Here is a 19,405-nt window from a genome sequence, read left to right on the forward strand (position 1 = left end):
ATGGCACGAATCAACCCCCGGCAACTCGCCCAGAGCCTGCAACGCCACCTCGCCCCGATATACGTCATTACCGGCGACGAACCACTGCTGGTCCAGGAGTGCTGCGACGCAATTCGCGAAGCCGCAAGCAAACATGGATTCAACGAGCGCGACCTGCTGCACGGTGAAAACAACTTCGACTGGGGCCAACTTCTCTCGGCTGCCGGCAGCCTGTCGCTGTTCGCAGACAAAAAGCTGATCGAATTGCGCCTCCCGGGCGGTAAACCCGGTGACAAAGGCAGCAAAGCCCTACAGCAATTTGCCACCACCGCCAGCGAAGACACCCTGTTGATGCTGGTATTACCAAAACTTGACCGCTCCCAGCTCAACAGCAAATGGGTCAAGTCACTGGAAGCCAACGGCGTACTGATCCAGATCTGGCCCGTAGACGCCAGCGAAATGCCACGCTGGATTCACCAGCGCCTGCGGACCGCCGGACTCGACGCCGAACCGGAAGCCATCCAGATACTGGCCGAGCGGGTGGAAGGCAACCTGCTTGCTGCCAGTCAGGAAATCGAAAAACTGAAACTCCTGGCCCAGGACTCGGTAATCACCGCTGAGACCATGAGCAACGCCGTCGCCAGCTCTGCTCGCTATGACGTATTCGGCCTGATTGACAAGGCACTGGCTGCCGATGCCGCCGGCGCCGTCAAAACCCTGCAAGGGCTGCGCGCCGAAGGTGTCGAAGCACCGGTGGTATTGTGGGCAATTGCCAGGGAACTCCGCTCACTACTGGAAACCCAGCAAAAACTCGACGAAGGCCAGCCCATCAATCGCCTGGTGCGCATCCAGAAGCGCCAGCCACTGGTACAGGCCGCCTGCCAACGACTGCGACCACGCCAGTTGGAAAGCTTGCTGCTGCGCGCTCGCGCTGTAGATAACGCCATTAAAGGCGGCCGGGAAATGGATCCGTGGGCGGGTTTACTGGAACTGACGCTTAACCTGTCGGGCAAGCGTAGTATCTAAGCCTCACACGCCCTGTAGGAGCCTGCTTGCAGGCGAAGAGCGAACACCGCCCGCTGCTAGTTTATTGCCAGGCTATTCGCCTGCAAGCAGGCTCCTACAGAGCGGCACTATAAGAAGAATTAAAAAATTTATTCGGCGATTTTTGCGGAGTAAATAGCGTCTACCAGATCTCCCTCGTCCGTATCACCGGGCAGCTCCCAGAACATGATGCCGCCAAGCTGGTGCTCTTTCGCATAACGGGTTTTCAGGGCAACCGAGCGCGGGTTATCAAACGTCGCGTAGCGCTGCTGCTCCGCGTTATATGCGTAAACCGCCTGCGCATCCTCATCCCAGGACACCTCATAGCCACGCGCTTTCGTGTAGGTATCTTCCAGCTCCGCGTACTTCAGCCCGGCCACATGAGTGCCCTTCTGGTAGCGGCCCGTGTTATCCGAAGCGACCTCCTCCCAAACCCGGGAATAAAACGCCGCACCAATCACAATTTTTTGCGCAGGCACACCCGCATCCAGCAAATAGCGCACCGCATTGTCGGTGGACTGCTTCTGCGAATCGGTTGAGTAAATCGGCGAGTGGTGGCCAGTGACCGTGCTGAAACCGTTGACCAGGTCGTAGCTCATCACGTTGATATTGTTGACCAGTGGCGTGATCGCCTGCCAATCGAGGGATTTTTCCAGAAACTCATCAAAGCCACCGGCGGCCACACTCAGCAGCGCGTCCGGCCCGAGCGTATCCCGCAGGGTTTTCACCAGTGCGGTAAAGTGCTCGCGATCCTCCGCTCTGTAAGGGTGACCAGGGTGGCCCTCGATTGCCGGATACTCCCAATCCAGATCAATACCGTCACCGCCAATACCCTTTAATGTATCGCGTACCGAAACAGCAAATGCCACCCGATTTTCTTCTGTGGAAAACACATCGGAACAGGTTTCACAACCACCCCATCCGCCCAGCGCGATCAGAACCTTGAGGTGTGGGTATTGCTCTTTAAGAGCCAATAAGCGGGCGTAGGCTTCTTTGCCCTCCTGTCCGTCTTCACCCGCCCCCCTGGCAAAGGAAAGTTGGTTCCCATCCAAAAAAACAAAGCTGTAAATAACGTGGGTGAGCTTGTTAAAGTCGTAACGCGCCAGATCCTTGCCATCCCCGGTGTAGTAGCCGATCACCGCCAGCTCATCAGGGCTTACCGGTGCAGCAACAGCCTGTTTCACCACAGCGCCAACTTCTCGCCCGTGGTTCCTGTCACTCGCATTGCTTACGAGGAAGGTACAGGCAACCGCCACGATTGTTGAATAAAACGCCAGCTCCGCACCAAATCGCCAAATCTTGTTCAACATGGAATCCCTCTCACATTTTTATTCCCATATCCCATGCTACCCGCTATGCGGACAGCATGACAACGCTGTCACAACTGATTATTCAACCTTGCGGCAGCTTTCCTCCGCTTTTGCCGGGCTTTTGGGCACCCCGGCAAAGAAGGGGGTCATAAAAAGACAAGTCACTGTGAAGACAAAGGCACTAGGATTAGCTTCAGACCTCGCCGACCGTCATAAGATATGCGAGTACTACCCTGGCGCATCCAGGGACGAATGTAGAAAAAAAGAGAGAAACATCATGGCCGACAAGCCCGCCGACTTTGATCTCGCCAGTACCCATACCGTTTTCAACCAGCCCAAACCGCTGTCCGGCCACAACCTCTACGCCGGCGATGCCGCGCTCCGCGATGCGGTGATCCACAACGGCGGACACTGGGCAGAAGACGACCTGCAGCGATACGGCGAAGTCTGCGGGCGGCCGGAGATGATCGAGCGGGGTTACCTCGCTAACGAACACAAACCGCAATTCGAGTCCCACGATCGGGTTGGCAATCGCATCGATCAGGTGAACTACCACCCCAGCTATCACCAGCTGATGCAGCTCGCACTCAGCGAAGGGCTGCACAGCAGTCCCTGGACGCATCCCAAGCCCGGAGCGCACGTGGTGCGCGCTGCCAAATATTATCTGCACTGCCAGCTGGAAGCCGGACACGGTTGCCCGGTCACCATGACATTTGCCTCGGTGCCATCCATCAGGCTAAACCCCAAGCTCGCGGAAGAATGGCTCCCCAAAATAACCGACCGCGGCTACGACCCCAGCAATCGCCCGTTCACGGAAAAATCCGCGCTCACCATCGGTATGGGCATGACCGAAAAACAGGGCGGTTCCGATGTGCGTGCCAACACCACAACGGCCACCCCCATGGGCAACGGCAGCTACGAACTGGTGGGGCACAAATGGTTTACCTCCGCCCCGATGTGCGATGCATTCCTGATGCTCGCGCAAACCGATGTTGGTCTCAGTTGTTTTCTCGTACCCCGCTGGCGCCCCGACGGAACAAAAAACCCGATCCAGGTACAGCGTCTTAAAAACAAGGCCGGCAACGTGTCCAACGCTTCTTCCGAAATCGAAATGCGCGGCGCGCTGGGCTGGCTGGTGGGTGAGGAAGGCCGCGGTGTACCCGCGATTATCGAGATGGTCTCCGCCACCCGTTTCGACTGCATGATCGGCTCCTCCGGCGGCCAGCGTCAGGCCACCCTGCAAGCGATCTACCACGCCTCCCAACGCAATGCTTTTGGTATAACCCTGATCGACCAGCCGCTGATGCAGAATGTGCTGGCTGATTTGCAGCTGGAAGTGGAAGGATCCGTGGCCCTGACCATGCGCATGGCGCAGGCGTTCGATCACCTGGAAGATGAAACACAACAACTGCTGATGCGGTTGGGGACCGCGGTGGGCAAGTACTGGATCTGCAAACGCACCCCGCACCACGCCTATGAGGCCATGGAGTGCCTGGGCGGTAACGGCGTGATCGAAAACTTCATTACCGCCCGCCTGTATCGCGACGCCCCGATCAATGCGATCTGGGAAGGCTCCGGCAATATCCAGGCCCTCGACGTTTTGCGGGCCATTGCGAAAACGCCGGCCGTGATCGAAAACTGGTACAACGAACTGGAACAGAGCAAGGGTAACGATCTGCGTTACGACCATGCTTTGACACATCTGAAGAGCACCCTGTCCGGCACCGACGACATCGAATACCGCGCACGCCACATCGTCGACCAGATGGCCCTGACCATGCAGGCACACCTGTTGATGCAGGGATCCAGCAGTGCGGTAGCGGAAGGATTTATCGCCTCGCGTCTGGGCAGCCGCGGCGCCTGCAACACCGGGACACTGCCGCAGCATGTGGATGTAAAGACCATCATCGCACGGGGCAATCCGCTGGTTCTGTAATCTTGGCCTCTACCCCTGGCTCAACTGCGCCGCAGGGCCACCGCGGTGTAGAAGACCGATGGCTTCGGCCAGCAGTGGCGCGCAATCGATGATCTGGAACATGCTGGTATTCGCCCGCTGTGGCAGCGAATTGGTTACGGCGATGGCCTCGAGTGACAGCTGGCCAAGCTTCACCGATGCGTCGCCACAGAATTGCCCGTGGCTCGCCAGCGCCCATACACGCGCGGCGCCACCGCCCTGAATAGCACTGGCTGCACGGGTAATGGTGCCACCGCCGGCAATCAGATCATCGACGATCAGCACGTTCGCATCGCGCACATCGCCAACGAGAGTGCCACCGGATAGCTGATCCGCACTGCGGTATTTCTCTACGAAAGCACGACCAATTTCCCGGCCCAATCGCTCAGCCAGTGCCTGGCGCAGGGCTTCGGCACGCTTCACCCCACCCACATCTGGCGAGGCCACAACCAGCGGGCGGTCATCACCCTGTAGCTGCTGAACCGTAAAATCGACGAATAGAGGCTGCGCCGGCAGGTGCAGGGTGCGGCAGCGAAACGCGTTCTCAAACGCCGCCTGGTTGTGCGCATCGAGGGTAAGCACCGCGTCCGTGCCCATGGATTCGAACAGGCTCGCCAGATAGCGGCTCGACAAAGGGTCGTGCAGTTTGGTGCGGCGGTCCTTGCGGCCATAACAGAGATAGGGAATGACGGCGGTAACCCGTGCAGCGCCAGCGTCTTTCAATGCACCGATAAAAAACAGTACGCGTATCAGCTTGTCATCCACGCTGCTGCCCTCGTCGCTATACAAAGACTGCACCAGGTAGACATCAGCCCCCTCGACATCTTCAAGTGGACGGATCTTGTGTTCGCCGTCGACGAAATCGCGCTCCTCGTGGGCAGCCGGCAGTTGGCCAAGAGCCGCGGCCACTCCCCCGACGAAACCCGCACCCGCGTCGAGGCTAAACAGCTTGAGCCGGCTCATCACCCGGATACCTTTTCCAGGTACCGCACAAACCAGTCAATAGCGAGTCCCACCACCTGTTCCAGAGTGCCCGGCTCCTCGAAGAGATGCGTTGCCCCGGACACAATCGCCAGCTGAGGCCCATTTCCCTCCCGTTGCAAACGCTCCATTTGCGCCGCGGCCTGCTCATTCAGCTCGATCACCTGGTAATCGTTGCCGCCGACAACCAACAGCGTCGGCGCCTGTACCAGCGGCAAAGCCGAATCGGCCAGGTCCGGGCGGCCACCCCGAGACACCACGGCCTTCACCATATGTGGGCGCTCGGCGGCGGCAATCAGTGACGCAGCGGCGCCGGTACTGGAACCGAACAAGCCAATATTCAGGGCCGCGGTTTCCGTGCTCCGCGCCGCCCAGTCCACCGCCGCAGCCAGGCGCCGCGCCAACAGGCCGATATCGAAGCGATACTCGCGGGTAATCTCGTCGACCCGGTGCTCTTCGGCGGTGAGCAGGTCAAACAGTAAAGTGCCAATACCGGCGCGGTTCAGCTCCGCGGCCACGGCATTGTTGCGTGGACTGAAGCGGCTGCTGCCGCTGCCATGGGCAAAAAGGACCAGCGACCGTGTACCTGGCGGCAGGATAAGAAAGCCCTCAAGCTGCTCACCGGCAGCATCCACCAAGACCTCACGTTTATCCACGCTCATCCCCCTGCAGGCGATCCGCCTCGCGCATCATCGCGATCACCTGCTCGTCGTTCAGCTGGGAAAAGTCCTGGTACCAGGCGCCGATGGCCCAGAAAGACTCCGGTGTCATCAGGCACACAATTCTGTCCACAAGGGGCGTGAATCGGTCCAGGGTGGACGGTGGCGCGACCGGCACCGCAAGGACAATGGCGGCCGGCTGCTGAACACGAACGGCGCGCGCCGCCGCCTCCATCGTCGCGCCGGTAGCGATACCGTCGTCCACCAGGATCACGCAACGGTCTTTCAGCGCCGGCCAGGGTTTGTCACCGCGGTAGCGCCTGGCGCGGCGCTCCAGCTCCGCTTGCTCCTCTCTCGCCACCGCTTCGAGGGCCTCATCGCTGATGCCACAACTTTGGATAACGTCGGTATTCAATACCCGCGCGCCACTGGTGATGGCGCCCATCGCCAGCTCCCGGTGCCCCGGTACCCCCAGTTTGCGCACCAGCATAAGATCCAGAGGTGCATGTAATGCGCGTGCTACTTCCAAACCCAGCGGCACACCACCGCGGGGTAGCGCGAGGACGATCACATCTTCGCGCTCCAGCAAATCCGGCAGAGACGAGCGCAGGGCCTCTGCCAGCAGGCGGCCCGCGGCAACGCGGTTAGGGAAAGGCGTCATCACAACATGGACCTCGATGACTTTTGCAACTGGGTGCGTTCGACACAGGGCTAATAAAACTAGACTAGCAAACAGGCACAGTGACAAAGCGCGACATGACCGACCCTGCCGTCAAGATACCGAGCCTGGAAGAGAAGACCCGTTTCCTGCTTGCGCCCGCCAGCTACCCGGAGGGCACAGCAAGCGTGCGCCTCGAGGAAACCCATATGGCGCGGGTCTTTCTCACCGACCATTTCGTCTACAAGATGAAGAAACCAATGCGCTCCAGCTATCTCGATTTCAGTAGCCTCGACAAGCGGTATACGGTCTGCCGGGAGGAGCTGCGCCTGAACCGGCGCCTGACCGATGGCACCTACCTGGATGTGATACCGCTGCGTGTCGATACGCACGGCCAATTGACCCTGGGCGAGCAAGGAGTGCCTGTGGAATGGCTGGTTCAGATGCGCCGCCTGCGAGAAGAGGCTTCCCTGCCCCACCAGATCGACAACGCAACCCCACAGACACTGGCACCGCTGCTACAGCGGCTGTGTGACTTTTACCGAACCGCGGAGACTATTCCCCTCGCACCCGATGAATACCTGGAGAACCTGCGCAATCGCTGCAGTGAATTACGCACCCAGCTAAAAGCGTCTGAGTTGTTACTGGATACTGCAGACATTGACCAGATTTCAGACGCTCTACTGAACTTTATCCACAGCGAGGCCGAACTGCTGGGCGGGCGCGTCGCGGAAGGACGGATTATTGAGGGGCACGGCGACCTGCGCCCGGAGCACTGCTTCCTCACACAGCCGCCCCAGATTATCGACTGCCTGGAGTTCAACTACGCCCTGCGCTGCGTAGACCCGGTGGACGAACTCAGCTATCTGGCGCTCGAGTGTGAATTACTGGGGCGAAAGGACCTGGGGGAGGCCTGCCTTGAATTTTATTACCGGGCGAACGGCGACCGACCGCCACCGACCCTCGCGCAATTCTACCGCGCCGAGCGCGCGCTACTGCGCGCCCAACTGGCCGCCGCACACCTGCTGGATGGCGAAGTTAAAGACCCGGGCAAATGGCAGCGCAAGACCCGCATTTACCTTGATGCCGCTCGTCGTTATGCCCTGTGAGCTTCAAATTCTGTGCATCACACGAATTTTTCCGAACAAAAAAAGGGACTCTCTGAATGCAGAGTGTCCCTTTTAAGTCTTCCTTTTAATCTTTATCGGTCTTGTCGTCTTTACGCGTCAAGCGCCGCCGATGTACTCAGGCACCGGACGCATTTTCGGCAACTTGTTGCGGGTGCGGCTGACTAGCTTCAGGCACGACCTTCCCTACGTACCAGATACTGTCCTCCGGCGCACTGTGAATCCGCTTCAGTGTCTTGCGCGCCAGGAATACAAAACATCCCGCACCAACAATCGCCACGATATCGATCAGGTAAGTACTGCCGCCGTGGTTCCAGCCAAAGCCGGGCACAATAGCGGACAGTACACTTGCAGCGGGAATCAGCAGTGTCGCCAGCGCCGACGCGTACAGAAGATCCACAGCACCTTTTGCGGCACCGCGATAGAAAGCCCAGGCACAGGCCAGGAAAAATACCGCGTAGTAAATCCCGGTGTGCCAGGTGGCTACAGCCTCTGTCCACAGCGGCAGCGCTTTAGCTGAGGCAATGGTCGCGGAGATACCGGCAATACAACCGAAGGAAATACCTACCGTCAGTGCACCGAGGAATTTTGAGCCGCCAGTCTGTTTGACCTCGAGATGCTCATAGCCCTTGCGGCGTTTTTTGCGGTGGGTCTCGATCCACAGCAGGTTGCCGGTATAAAACAGCACCGCACCGGCAAGACCGAGCAGGAAATAGAGCCAGCGCACCGGACTGCCGCCGAAGTTACCGAAATGCAGGGAGAAGAAACTGGTCAGCGTTGCAGACCAGCCGTTCTGCTCACCGGGCATATAGTCGGTCACCGTGAGGTCACCGGTATAGGGATCGACTGCTGCGATGCCATAGTTTGGAGCGCGGGTGCCGTGGCGAGGGTTGTTACCAGACACGAGCAGTTCCATTCCATGGTCTTCTTCATAGTGGAATTGCATGTACAACGGAATGAACCCCGGTGCCTGCTCTTCAAGGCGCGCAACAATTTGCTGCGGCGCCAGTATTTCCCGGTGCTCGTGGACCTCTTCGTGTACTTCCGGTCGACCATTCTTTTCCAGCAGCGTCCACTGGCTTATGTAGAACAGGTCGTGAAAGGCAAACACGACCGCAGTCAGCGCCATGATGATATGAAACGGCAGACTGAACAGGCCGAGCGCGTTATGGAAGTCCAGCCACATCCGCTTCAGGTTTTTGCCGATACGCAGGATGAATAGATCTTTAATCAGGGTCGGCAGCAATACGATCACACCGGAAACCAGTGCAATAAAGTACATAAGGGACACAATGCCCACGATGGGCATGGCAATATCGTGATCCAGAAGAATACCCACCTGCTGGTGAATATCATCCACCAGCTGCCCTGCCGCAGACGGGCCCTCGGTATGCACCTGAAGCGAACCATCCTCGGCCAGTTCTGCGTAGTAAGTGGTTGCAGCCCCGCGCGGGCCGACGTTCCACATTACCCGTGCAGGTCGGTCTACCAAGCCAGCGTCCAGAGTAATCTCATAACGGTCCGCTACCTGCGGATATTCGGCCAGTACCTTTTCCACCAGCTCCGGCGTTTTTTCCAGTGGCGTGTGCTCGGCAAAAAGCCTGGGTTCTGAAGCCCAGCGGTTTAACGGCCCTTCGAACATGGTAATGGCACCGGCGTAAAACGCGATAAACAGTCCTAGCCCGCAGACAATACCTACCCAGCTGTGGATATCGCGGTACATGCGGACGATGTCGCTACGTATTTTCATGATGTTTGCCCTATTACCCGCATTAACCGATTACAAATCTGCTCAGCAAAAGAATGCCCCACAAAACAACATTGGCACCGCCAAGCCAGGCCCAGGCGCGGACACCATTGCGGAACATAAAGCAGAAACTCAAGATCACCGCCCATAAGGGCGCCACCAGCCACATATTGATCTGCGCCTGGGCGGAGAAGCCCCCCACCTCAAGCGGACCAAAACGGGAAAAAATACCGCAAATGGCAATAGCCAAAAAATATCCGGCAATCGCCCCGGCACTCGCCTTGCCGACCCAGTTGCTACTGGAAAGCTGTTGTGCTTTAGGTAGCCTTTTACTCACGACTGCTCCCCCTTTTTATGTCTTAAATACGCGATCACCATGGGCGGAATCGTCCACACAAACATCATTCCGGTCAGCAGAATAAATACTGCGCTGCCCGAGCCGGAATATTGCAGCAACAGGATCAGGGCAAACACCAGTACCAGCAGCCCCGTCCACGCAAAGGCGCGAGTGGGCAGCGCGGTGGAAAACAAGCGCTGGTTGGTACTCGCCAGATACAGCAGCATGGAACCCAGTGCGACAAGCACTGCGGCAGAAATCAGAAGTAGCGCGGTCACAGGATTTTCTCCGTGTTAAATCGCCGAAATCTCTAACGAAGGTTAATCGCCAGAATTGAAGGGAAAGTGCCGGGTATCCGTTTTCAAAAGCGTCGGCAACAGGGAAGTTGCCGACGCAGCGTACAGGGACGTATCCACAGCGGTTTACTGGGCACCTCCCTGTGCCCCGCCCTTCGGGCAGCTTCGCTGTGTCAAATTGCTCCCTGCAATTTGAATGAAAACGGATACCCGGTGCTTTACCGCCACCGAACGTGAAAAAAGTTCAGTGCTGATGCCCCAACGAGAGAAGGCCCGCAGCGCGGGCCTTAGTGTTTCGCTGGGAAATAAACCGCTTACCAGCTGTATTGCAGGCGCGCAGTAACTACGCGGCCCTGGCCATAGAAGCAGGACTGGGTAGTAGTACAGGTCACCAGGTAACGTTCGTTATTCAGGTTGCGCGCGTTCAGGGATACAGACACACCGTCCAGCTCCGGGCGGGCCACGCCAAAGTCATAGCGGGCCAGCAGGTCGAACAGGGAGTAGTTATCGATTTTCAGCGTGTTGTTGGTATCACCGTAGCTCTCACCGGTGTAGCGCATACCAGCACCAAAGCCAAGACCCGCCAGCGCGCCCTGCTCGATGCGGTGATCCACAAACAGGGAGCCCAGTACATCCGGCACCTGGGTCAGCTTGTTGCCAACAATCGGATCAGTGGACTTGGTCACTTCCGCATCCAGGCGCGACGCCGACGCAATCAACGTAGTACCGGTGGCCAGGGAGGCACGCGCCTCCAGCTCAAGACCGCGTACCTGCGCTTCACCGGTCTGGATCTGGCACACACGACGACCACACATTTCACCGTTAGGATCCGATGCGGATACATTTTCCTGAGTGATATCAAAGGCACCAAAGCTCAGGTAAATATTGCGGCCACTCTGGTAGCGCACACCGGCCTCGATCTGATCACCCGTGGTGGGTTCAAACAGCACCCCACCCAGCGTCTGCGAAGGATCGACCACCTGCGGCAGGAAAGACTCGGAGTAACTGAAGTACGGTGCTACACCGTTGTCGAACAGGTACACCGCACCGGTGCGCCAGGTGAACTCGTCCGCTTCCGTGGAGAAGGTTTCGCCAGTCTGGAGGTCTTCACTGTTGTCCTCAGCCCAGTCGTAGCGACCGCCGATATTAAAGCGCAGGTTGCCAGCGCTGATCTGGTCTTGCGCATACAGGCCGGTTTGCTTACTGGTGGACGCGCCGTAAATCTGCGGGCCCATATTCTCGAGGTAATCCTCTGCCCCACGGTATTCCGGGTTGAAGATGTCCCACAGCGGATCCACCTGACCACGGGGCGCGTCCGGCAGGCTTACCAGGTCACGGTAGTGTTCCCACTCGGTGTGGAAGTAGTCCAGTCCGCCCAGCAGGGTGTGGCTCAGGCCAGCGGCCTCAAAACGCCCTTCCAGCTGGGTATCGATCGCGTAACCGTCACTCTCACCGTCGCCCTGTACCGCACGGCGGCCAATGGTCTGCCCGTCGATGCACTGTTCACCGTAGACGGAAGCCGCACAATCGGTAACGGTGTCGCCAGACAGCACGGTTACCCGGTACAGCGTATCGATATGGGTGTAACGGGCATTGTTACGGATGGTCAGGTTGTCGCTGATGTTGTGCTCAAAGAAGGAGCCAACCAGCAACTGGTCGCGGTCAAAGGTATTCCAGTCCACTTCACCGATATTGGCGTCGTTGTCGATGTACTGTCCGTTGGACGGCGTCAGCGTACCCAGCGCCGGCAGGAACTGGAAAGTCGCACCACCCTCGTCGCGCTGGTACTGGGTCAGGAAAGTCCAGGTCGTGTCGTCGCTCGGAGTCCAGGTCACGCTCGGGGAAACGTAATAACGGCTGTTGGCAACGTCATCCACCTGGGTGTCGCCGTCTTCAGCGACAGTCACAATACGGCCGTGCAGGGTGCCCGCCTCGTTCAGGGCCGCACCAAAGTCACCGGCGATACGGCCAGAGAAACTGTCCAGGTCGGTGTAACTCTGCCCCTGTACCTGCAACTGCTGTTGCGCATCGGCACCGGCGCGTTTGGTGACCATATTCACCATACCGCCGGGCGCGGCCTGACCGTATAGGACACTGGAAGGCCCCTTCAGAACCTCGATCTGCTGCAGGCCAAACGTATCGAAACCAAAGCGGGTCCACTGGCCACCGGCGGGCAGGCGCAGGCCATCGACGAAGTTGTTGTTGGAGGAGAAGCCACCGGCGCCGAAGCCGCGCACGGAGATCTCATCAGTACGGCTGTCGATACCGGAAGGCTCCGGTTGCACACCTGCAGTGTAGGAAAGCGCGTCGGCAACCGTGGTGGCCGCGCGCAATTCGATTTCTTCCCGGCTGATCACCGAAATGGTCTGTGGCGACTCGATAATCGGGATACCTGCCTTGGTGGTAGAGGTTGCGGTCGACAGGCCGGTCGCCGTCACAATCACTTCTTCGAGAGCCTCTTCTCCCTTGCCCTGCACCTGGGCATTCGCTTGAGACACGGCGAGTGCCAGTAGTGAAGAAGCTGCCAGCAGGCAGGAATGCTTTGGAAAGCGGACGGCCATATATCCCCCAATTGATCATTTATCAAGCAGAAATTGCGAGACCAACCCGCTTGCAGCTGGCGTGGTAAGCTCGCAGAACAAACGCAGTTGATATCCATTATCATTAGCGTTTAAATTGGCGGCAGATCTTAGAGAGACAGGTGCCCACTGGCAACGGCGAAACCTTTGCAAAACAGTCTTATTCGTTTGCGCAGCAACCAAGCATCCAAAAACGCAAAAAAGACCACCCTTCCGGCAAGGTTTTAGCGCCATCAGAGCTTTTGATATGACCATGGAAAACAACGGCATGCGGACATCCCCCGCCCCTTTAACCGTAAATAACCGGGGGAAAAACAGCTTCCTTCACCATGCGGTAAAAGTAGAGGAGATTGCACGGCGCCCGGGCGTCAGCCTGCGACTGGCGGATCCCGCACTCGCTCCCGACAGCGTCATGATGCGTGGCCAGTTTCAGCTACAAGAGTTCGGGACAGGGTTACTCCTGCGCAGTGGCGATAGCCATGAAGACTGCGCCTACGCCGCCAGCGCAACCCTGGCGGCAGGGCTCTCGTGTATCATTTTCCTGCGCGGCGATATCGAGTTACGGGTCGGTGACCAGTCGCACCGGTTTACCGTTCACCCGGACACCGGGATAGAAATCCTCAGTGTGCACACGAGTGCGGCGCAACCTTTTCAACGCATCTCACGATGCGCCCAACCCGTACGCTATCTCGCCATCACCGCGACACCGGAATGGCTGCAGCAACGCTTTGGTCATAGCGACGAGCCAACCCTTCGCATTACGGCCGAGCGGCTTCCGCGCCGGCTGCGGGTACTGGCCTGGGAAATATTTCGGCTACAGGAAACCGCCTCCACAGCCAACACCTTGCAACTGGAAGCCAAGGTCATTGAAGTTCTTGCCAACAGTTGGGATTCGATTGGGTCGGCGGGTTCAGAGCTCAGTGCGCTTTCCCTGCCCGCGGAAACTACCCCGCGGGAAGTCCAGTCATTTCAGCGTGCACGAGACACGATCCGCCAGAACCTGAGTAACCCACTGAGCGTTAACCAGATCGCACAGGCGGCAGGCGTCAGTGCCAGCGGGTTGCAGCGGCTGTTTCACAAGTTCGAAGGGGTCAGTGTGATTGAATTTACGCGTCAGCTGCGCTTGCAGCTGGCGCTGGATGCACTTCGCTCCCACTCGGTAAGCGTGCAGGAAGCGAGTGCGCTGGCGGGGTATTCCAGCGCGGCCAACTTTGCCACCGCATTTAAAAAGCTGTTCGGGTTCAGTCCCCGGGAAGCGATTTCCCGGAGTGAATGTTAGTTGGCCGCCTGGTTGATATAGTCCTGATAAAACTGCTGCGCAGTACGGCCACTGTGGCTGGCGCGAAGCATCGCGAACTGCTTGGCGGCCGTGTGCAACGCGGTACGGTCGCCGTCGAAGTCACCAAAGTGCTGATCGACCATCTGCAAATACATTTCCCAATTCGCAGGATAAAAGCTCAACCACAGACCAAAACGATCCGCCAGCGACAGGGTTTCCTCAACCTGATCCCCGTGGTGCAGCTCACCATCGACAATGCGGGTATCACGGTTTGCCGCAGAATCTTCCGGTAATAAATGACGGCGATTGGACGTCGCATACAGCAACACATTTTCCGGCGGTAGCTCCAGCGAGCCCTCGAGGATACTTTTCAACGCCTTGTAACGGGCGTCGCCCCGCTCGAATGCAAGATCATCACAGAACAGGATAAACCGGTATTCCCGTGCATCATCGCTGTCGAGCAGATCGATGATCTCCGGGATATCGTTCAGGTCGTGGAAATTGACTTCCACACAACGTAAACCGTCATCGGCATATGCATTCAGCAGTGCCTTGATCAGGCTGGATTTACCGGTACCGCGGCTTCCCCACAGCAGTGCGTGATTGGCAGGCTCACCGCGTAAAAAACGGCGGGTATTCTCAAAAATCTGCTGTTTCTGTGTATCGATGCCCAGCAGTTGTCCGGCAGACACCGGGTCCAGCCGGCGTACGGGTTTGAGCGCCGCCGTTTTTGGTCGCCAGATCGCCGCGCGATATTTTTTCCAGTCCACTACCACCCGTCTCCATTTACCAGGGAATATGCGTACCATCCCAGAACAGCAGCTTGCCGTTGTCGGCCTCGCTCAACTGCTCGAGAACGGACACGATTCTATCGGCGCTTTGCCCCGGTGGGTACAGTTTGTCTGCGGGAATATTTTGCTGGAAAGGTTTGGACAGCGCCGTGTCGGTGGTACCGGGATGAATGGCAACCACCCGGCATGTATCCAGTTTTCGCCCCCACTCGATCGAGAGATTCCGCACCAGCATATTCAGTGCGGCCTTGCTCATGCGGTAGCTGTACCAGCCGCCGAGTTGGTTATCTTCAATGCTGCCGACTTTGGCCGAGAGCGATGCCCAGGTCAGCGGCGAGCGTCGCTGCAACAGCGGCGCCAGCGCCTGGGCCAGATGCAGGTGGGTTAATACATTGATCGAGATACTGTGTAACAGCGCCTCGTCCGTACACTGCTGGAGGTTTTTTTCGGGTCCGTGTCCCTGCCAGTGCAGAACGCCGCTGCAATGGATAACCCAATCAGGCAGCGGCTTTGATCGCAACCAGTCGGTGACATCACCAATGGCGCTCGGCTGGGCAAGGGAAGCCTCGAGATGGCATACATCCGCACCCGGGCGGAAAGTTTCCGTGTGACTGATGGTAAGCAGTTGCGCCCGGGGAAAACGCCGGGACAGTTCCTCGTGCAGTGCCATACCAAGGCCACCGCCCGCACCGGCGAGCAGAATACATTCTGGCGGAGTATGTTCGGCTTGCTGCATCGGCTTCCCTGCCCGCTTGCCTTGGTGCCAGAATATTATTCCGGCGCTTTCGTTTTCCCGGTAGCCGCAGGCGGGCTACTGTTCTTGACCACCCGCAACATCGGCTCGTCCGAACGGAATATCAGGCCGTGTATCTCGGTTGTCGACTGGCCCTGTAACAGCTGCTGAAGAAACTGCACGATCTGCGCAGAAATTTCCTGCCCCGGCACCAAAACCGGAATCCCCGGGGGGTAAGGCACAATTTCATCAGCGCAGGTACGCCCCACCAGTTTTTTCTCTGCCAGTATGCCGTTGTCCATCAGTGGCAACTCTTCCGTATCAGCAAAGTAGGCATCGGCCGGCAGGCAGGTCAGGCGGGTGAACTCAGGCAACTGCCGCGCACTGCCTACATGGCTGCGGCGGCGCGGCTGGCGCGCCAGTTGTTTTATCGCATGTACCAGACGCAACAGCTTGCTTTCAGTACTGCCTAGGGTCACCAGTACAGTAATCGTGTTGTAGGTGGTTTTCTCTACCTGGATTCCGAACTGGTCGAACAGTTTGACCTGTATTTCCTTGCCCGAATAACCACTTGCCGTTACGTCTATGGTCACCTTGGTCGGGTCGAGGCGGATATTGTCATTGGCCAATGGCGCCGGGATCAGGTCTTCCAGCGTCAGCGCACGGAACACGCCCGTCGCATTCACTTCGCGGCGCAGGGTTTCCACCATTTTCAGGCAGTGGCGCAGGCGGCCGAAGCCTTCCATCACCATCTGTTTACGCGCCACATCCAGACTCGCAATGATGGCGTACTGGGGGCTGGTGGACGCGTACATATTCAGGTTTTCGCGGAACCGGTACTCGTCAAAATCCGGATCCTGGACATGGATCATGCTGGCCTGGGAAAACGCCGACAGCATTTTGTGCGTACTCTGGGTCACATAGTCTGCCCCGCACTCCAGCGCGGTGGGCCGCAGTTCGGTGTGAAAATACCCATGTGCGTACCAGGCTTCATCGATCAATACTTTGACGCCGCGCTCGTGGGCGAGGTCAATGATCGGTTTCAGGTCGTAACGCAAGCCGTCGTAGGTACAGGAAGTAATGACCAGCAGCCCGGCATCCGGGTTTTCATCCAGGGCGCGTTCGATATCGGCACGGCACACGGGGCCGTAAATGCCAAATTCCGGATGCAGCGTCGATTTCAAATACACCGGCTCGCAGCGGTTCATCACAATCGCGTGGTGCACCGACTTGTGACAGGCCTGATCGACGATGATCTTACCGCCACCACCGAGAATCTGCTGGATCACCACCTTGTTGGCGGTGGATGTACCGTTGGTAAGGAAGAAGGTGTGCTCTGCGCCAAACGCCTGTGCGGCGAGATCCTGAGCCTCCTGGATCACCGAGTGCGGCTCCAGCAGGCTGTCGAGTACCTGCACCGATACGGACAGATCGGCATTGAACACATGCTCGCCCATAAAGCGGTAGAAGTCCCCTACCCAGGGACTTTTGCGCAGGCTGTCACCGCCGGAATGACCGGGGGTGTGCCAGGCATCGCGGGCGGTGAATACATACTCCTTGAGCGTATCGGCGAAAGGCGTGGAGGCGCGGCGGGCGATAAACGCCTGCACCAGCCGGAAGATATGGTTGAAATTGCCTTCCCGGCGGTCAAACAGCTCGTCAAAGCGCTTGCGCACCGACGCCGGCGCACCGCCCTGATTGTCTAGAAAGGAATCCTGCGCCACCAGAAATACATTCAGCTGCGCCCGCAAGGCATGCATGCGGTCCGACAGTTCTTCGGCATCCTTGAGTTCGCTGGCGCTGCAACCGCCATCGATAATCAGCGCCTGCAGGGGATCTTCTTCACGCAGGCGTTTTTCCAGTGCTGCGGTATTCACAGACTCGAAACGCAGGCCGTAGGGGTTCTCGTGTTGCGCGGCCGTGGCATTGAGTGCACTGACCCAGGAGTTACTCAGGTCGCGGTCGTTGCTGACCAAAGCGACTCGGCACTCCAGAGGTTGGCGATGTTCAGTCAGGTTGCCCAGGTCAGGCATCTTCAATTCCAAGCCCATAACATTTCTTCTTATATTTCAGCATAGAAGCCCGATACTAAAGGAGGCGACAGGTACTGCGTAGCGCCCGTCGAGAATCAGAGATTACCACTAAAAAGTGATCACAAAAAAGGCGTGACTGTCGGGAATGAGAAAAACGTCAGAACTTCGCGCTCTGAACTTCGCCATTGAAGTTAAGGCAGTGCTGCACACGCACCTGCTGTACCGGGGAGAGGTCCTTGACCGGGAAGTACTCGAAAGCCGAGTGTTCTGACGACAGACAGATAGCACCGTTGCCCTTGAAGTGCGCGCGGAAGATGAAGACATGGGAGTTGTACACCCGGTGGTAGTAGACGCCACTGAGGTAATCGATCACGATCTCGCGCCCCAGCTCTTCCACACACTCCCGGTACAGCGCCTCGTGTACCGTCTCGCCGATATCCAGCGCCCCTCCCGGCAGCCCCCAACTCTTATCCGCGTAGGTGGCGCGCAACTGCAATATCTCACCGGCCTCATTGGCGATGACGGCGTGCGCGCTCAACTTGTAAGTGTCGTCAAATCCCATCCCCAAACCCCGTTCAAAGTTTCAATCACGACATCGGGTATTTGACGCGCCAACCGTGGAAGTCAGCCTCCAATGCCTCGGGCCAGCTCAATCCCAATGCCCAGTGTTTGTACCGATTCATCGTAGTCGATCAGGCTCTCGCCATAGCCGTTGAAGTACTTCACGTACCCCCGCACTCGCCGCCCCATCGGGAAACTCCAGCGTAGCTCGACGGCCCCTTTATTGTCGGAGCGCAGGTTATTGCGCAACATCATCGAGTAATTGTGATCGCCATTTTTCATCCCACCAGTAAATTCAAAATGGCCAAGATAGAATTCGAGGTCCGGGTTGTCGTCGTCTTCCTTTTCTTCGGGGATCCGGTACCAGGGCTTCAGCGAAAAGAAATAGCGATCCTTTTCAAACAGGAAATTGGTATAGATCCGGTTCCAGCTGCGCGAGGCTTCGCCGCTGCGACCGTTTGACTGGTGGTTGATGGCAACCTGGTTGGCCACGTTCTGGAAGCCGAGAATGGTCCAGTCGTTGAGCCAGGACATGATCAGCTCCGGCTCGTGATTGGTCTCGCGAAATGGCGAGGAGTTGTCCGAGTTATAGGCCTGCCAGTACGACCGGTTGGTATATGCCAGGCTCATAAACGATGCCTTGCCCAGGAAACCACGCCACACAGGCACCTGCACCGACAACTGGAACTGTACCTCCACGTTATCCAGGTCCACCGGTTCCCCCTCTACTGGCAAGTCTTCATAACCGGCCTTGTCCGGTGCCGGGTTATAAGTCAGGGGCAGAAGGTAATTGGTGTGGTGAGACGCCAGGGTAAACGGATTATTGGAGGCATCGCGGATAGCCTGGGCGCGCGCGCTCACCTTGGGCTCACCTACCGCGGCCGACGTAACCTCGGGAACAGACGCAAACAGTGGTGTCTCGCTGGTGGCCTGGGCGCCACGGATCACCTTCAGTTTGCAGCGGATGCGCATTTCTTCGAGAGTGATGTTGGCCGGTGCAGTCAGCAACTGTTCGCGCAGACAGTTCTCCTGTCTTCTCGCCTCGCTCTGGAGGGAATCATCCATCTGCAGCAACTCGATTTCATCCCCCAAATCGCCTACAGCCCTGTCACCGTCAACCGCCTGCAGCTTCGGGGCCGGTTCATCCTGGGTCTCCTGTGCGCCCTGTGCAACGAGCAGTGGCGATACGGCCAGCAGCACCACGCAAGCCTGTGCCCGGAGTACAGAATGGGGAAATTTCGAAAAAAGAAAACGGGAATACAAGTGCGACGCTCCTGAATGGGTTCAGGGCGCCAGTGTACACGTTTGAATAGCTGGAAATGTGGTGTCGGTCAGAA

17 protein-coding genes are annotated in these 19,405 nt (G+C 57.9%); 4 read left to right on the top strand and 13 right to left on the bottom strand.

Annotation, left to right across the window (positions count from 1 at the left end; all coding sequences use genetic code 11):
- The gene (gene holA, locus LC093_RS04750) at window positions 1-1,005 is read left to right on the top strand and encodes a DNA polymerase III subunit delta (RefSeq protein WP_226662758.1); all 1,005 of its coding nucleotides are present in this window, start codon (window positions 1-3) and stop codon (window positions 1,003-1,005) included.
- Between the two features lie 128 nt (window positions 1,006-1,133).
- Here holA and LC093_RS04755 read toward each other — a convergent pair whose 3' ends face one another.
- A complete protein-coding gene (locus LC093_RS04755) occupies window positions 1,134-2,333 on the bottom strand; it encodes a glycoside hydrolase family 18 protein (protein ID WP_226662759.1) in 1,200 nt (399 codons plus the stop codon).
- A gap of 277 nt (window positions 2,334-2,610) precedes the next feature.
- On the opposite strand from LC093_RS04755, the gene LC093_RS04760 reads away from it, so the two are divergent.
- Complete coding sequence (locus tag LC093_RS04760; RefSeq protein WP_226662761.1) at window positions 2,611-4,269, top strand: acyl-CoA dehydrogenase family protein; 1,659 nt, start codon at window positions 2,611-2,613, stop codon at window positions 4,267-4,269.
- Window positions 4,270-4,278: 9 nt separating this feature from the next.
- Here the strand turns inward: LC093_RS04760 and LC093_RS04765 are convergent, their stop codons facing one another.
- The 3 genes from LC093_RS04765 to LC093_RS04775 are packed head-to-tail and all read right to left on the bottom strand — an operon-like array spanning window position 4,279 to window position 6,588.
- On the bottom strand, window positions 4,279-5,250 hold the full coding sequence (locus LC093_RS04765) for a ribose-phosphate diphosphokinase (RefSeq protein WP_226662763.1): 972 nt from the start codon (window positions 5,248-5,250) through the stop codon (window positions 4,279-4,281).
- The gene (locus tag LC093_RS04770; RefSeq protein WP_226662765.1) at window positions 5,250-5,924 is read right to left on the bottom strand and encodes a prolyl oligopeptidase family serine peptidase; all 675 of its coding nucleotides are present in this window, start codon (window positions 5,922-5,924) and stop codon (window positions 5,250-5,252) included. Before LC093_RS04770 ends, LC093_RS04765 begins: the two co-directional genes overlap by 1 nt.
- Window positions 5,917-6,588, bottom strand: a complete 672-nt coding sequence (locus LC093_RS04775) for a phosphoribosyltransferase (protein WP_226662767.1) — start codon at window positions 6,586-6,588, stop codon at window positions 5,917-5,919. Before LC093_RS04775 ends, LC093_RS04770 begins: the two co-directional genes overlap by 8 nt.
- 80 nt (window positions 6,589-6,668) lie before the next feature.
- Here LC093_RS04775 and LC093_RS04780 point away from each other — a divergent pair, with 80 nt between their 5' ends.
- Complete coding sequence (locus LC093_RS04780) at window positions 6,669-7,694, top strand: hypothetical protein (protein WP_226662769.1); 1,026 nt, start codon at window positions 6,669-6,671, stop codon at window positions 7,692-7,694.
- A gap of 136 nt (window positions 7,695-7,830) precedes the next feature.
- Here the strand turns inward: LC093_RS04780 and LC093_RS04785 are convergent, their stop codons facing one another.
- The 4 genes from LC093_RS04785 to LC093_RS04800 form a co-directional block, all read right to left on the bottom strand.
- The gene (locus tag LC093_RS04785; protein ID WP_226662770.1) at window positions 7,831-9,462 is read right to left on the bottom strand and encodes a PepSY-associated TM helix domain-containing protein; all 1,632 of its coding nucleotides are present in this window, start codon (window positions 9,460-9,462) and stop codon (window positions 7,831-7,833) included.
- Window positions 9,463-9,484: 22 nt separating this feature from the next.
- Window positions 9,485-9,796, bottom strand: coding sequence for a hypothetical protein (locus LC093_RS04790; RefSeq protein ID WP_226662772.1), 312 nt, complete (start codon window positions 9,794-9,796; stop codon window positions 9,485-9,487).
- Window positions 9,793-10,074, bottom strand: a complete 282-nt coding sequence (locus LC093_RS04795; protein ID WP_226662774.1) for a hypothetical protein — start codon at window positions 10,072-10,074, stop codon at window positions 9,793-9,795. The genes LC093_RS04790 and LC093_RS04795 overlap by 4 nt, the downstream gene beginning before the upstream one ends.
- Before the next feature lie 332 nt (window positions 10,075-10,406).
- Window positions 10,407-12,653, bottom strand: coding sequence for a TonB-dependent siderophore receptor (locus tag LC093_RS04800; RefSeq protein WP_226662775.1), 2,247 nt, complete (start codon window positions 12,651-12,653; stop codon window positions 10,407-10,409).
- 265 nt (window positions 12,654-12,918) lie between these two features.
- On the opposite strand from LC093_RS04800, the gene LC093_RS04805 reads away from it, so the two are divergent.
- Complete coding sequence (locus LC093_RS04805) at window positions 12,919-13,950, top strand: helix-turn-helix transcriptional regulator (RefSeq protein ID WP_226662784.1); 1,032 nt, start codon at window positions 12,919-12,921, stop codon at window positions 13,948-13,950.
- Here LC093_RS04805 and LC093_RS04810 read toward each other — a convergent pair.
- From LC093_RS04810 to LC093_RS04830, 5 genes are all read right to left on the bottom strand, one after another.
- Window positions 13,947-14,720 (bottom strand): ATP-binding protein, encoded by a 774-nt coding sequence (locus LC093_RS04810; RefSeq protein ID WP_226662786.1) that lies wholly within the window; start codon window positions 14,718-14,720, stop codon window positions 13,947-13,949. The genes LC093_RS04805 and LC093_RS04810 overlap by 4 nt on opposite strands.
- 16 nt (window positions 14,721-14,736) lie before the next feature.
- Window positions 14,737-15,477, bottom strand: a complete 741-nt coding sequence (locus LC093_RS04815) for an SDR family oxidoreductase (RefSeq protein ID WP_226662788.1) — start codon at window positions 15,475-15,477, stop codon at window positions 14,737-14,739.
- Window positions 15,478-15,512: 35 nt separating this feature from the next.
- On the bottom strand, window positions 15,513-17,525 hold the full coding sequence (locus LC093_RS04820) for an aminotransferase class I/II-fold pyridoxal phosphate-dependent enzyme (RefSeq protein WP_226662796.1): 2,013 nt from the start codon (window positions 17,523-17,525) through the stop codon (window positions 15,513-15,515).
- Between the two features lie 139 nt (window positions 17,526-17,664).
- A complete protein-coding gene (locus LC093_RS04825) occupies window positions 17,665-18,069 on the bottom strand; it encodes an NUDIX hydrolase (RefSeq protein WP_226662798.1) in 405 nt (134 codons plus the stop codon).
- A 62-nt stretch (window positions 18,070-18,131) separates the two neighbouring features.
- Entirely contained in the window at window positions 18,132-19,268 is a 1,137-nt protein-coding gene (locus tag LC093_RS04830; protein ID WP_226662800.1) for a phospholipase A, read from the bottom strand.
- Window positions 19,269-19,405 lie beyond the last annotated feature (137 nt).

Source organism: Microbulbifer aggregans, from assembly GCF_020524005.1.
In the GTDB taxonomy this organism is placed as follows: Bacteria; Pseudomonadota; Gammaproteobacteria; order Pseudomonadales; family Cellvibrionaceae; genus Microbulbifer; species Microbulbifer aggregans_A.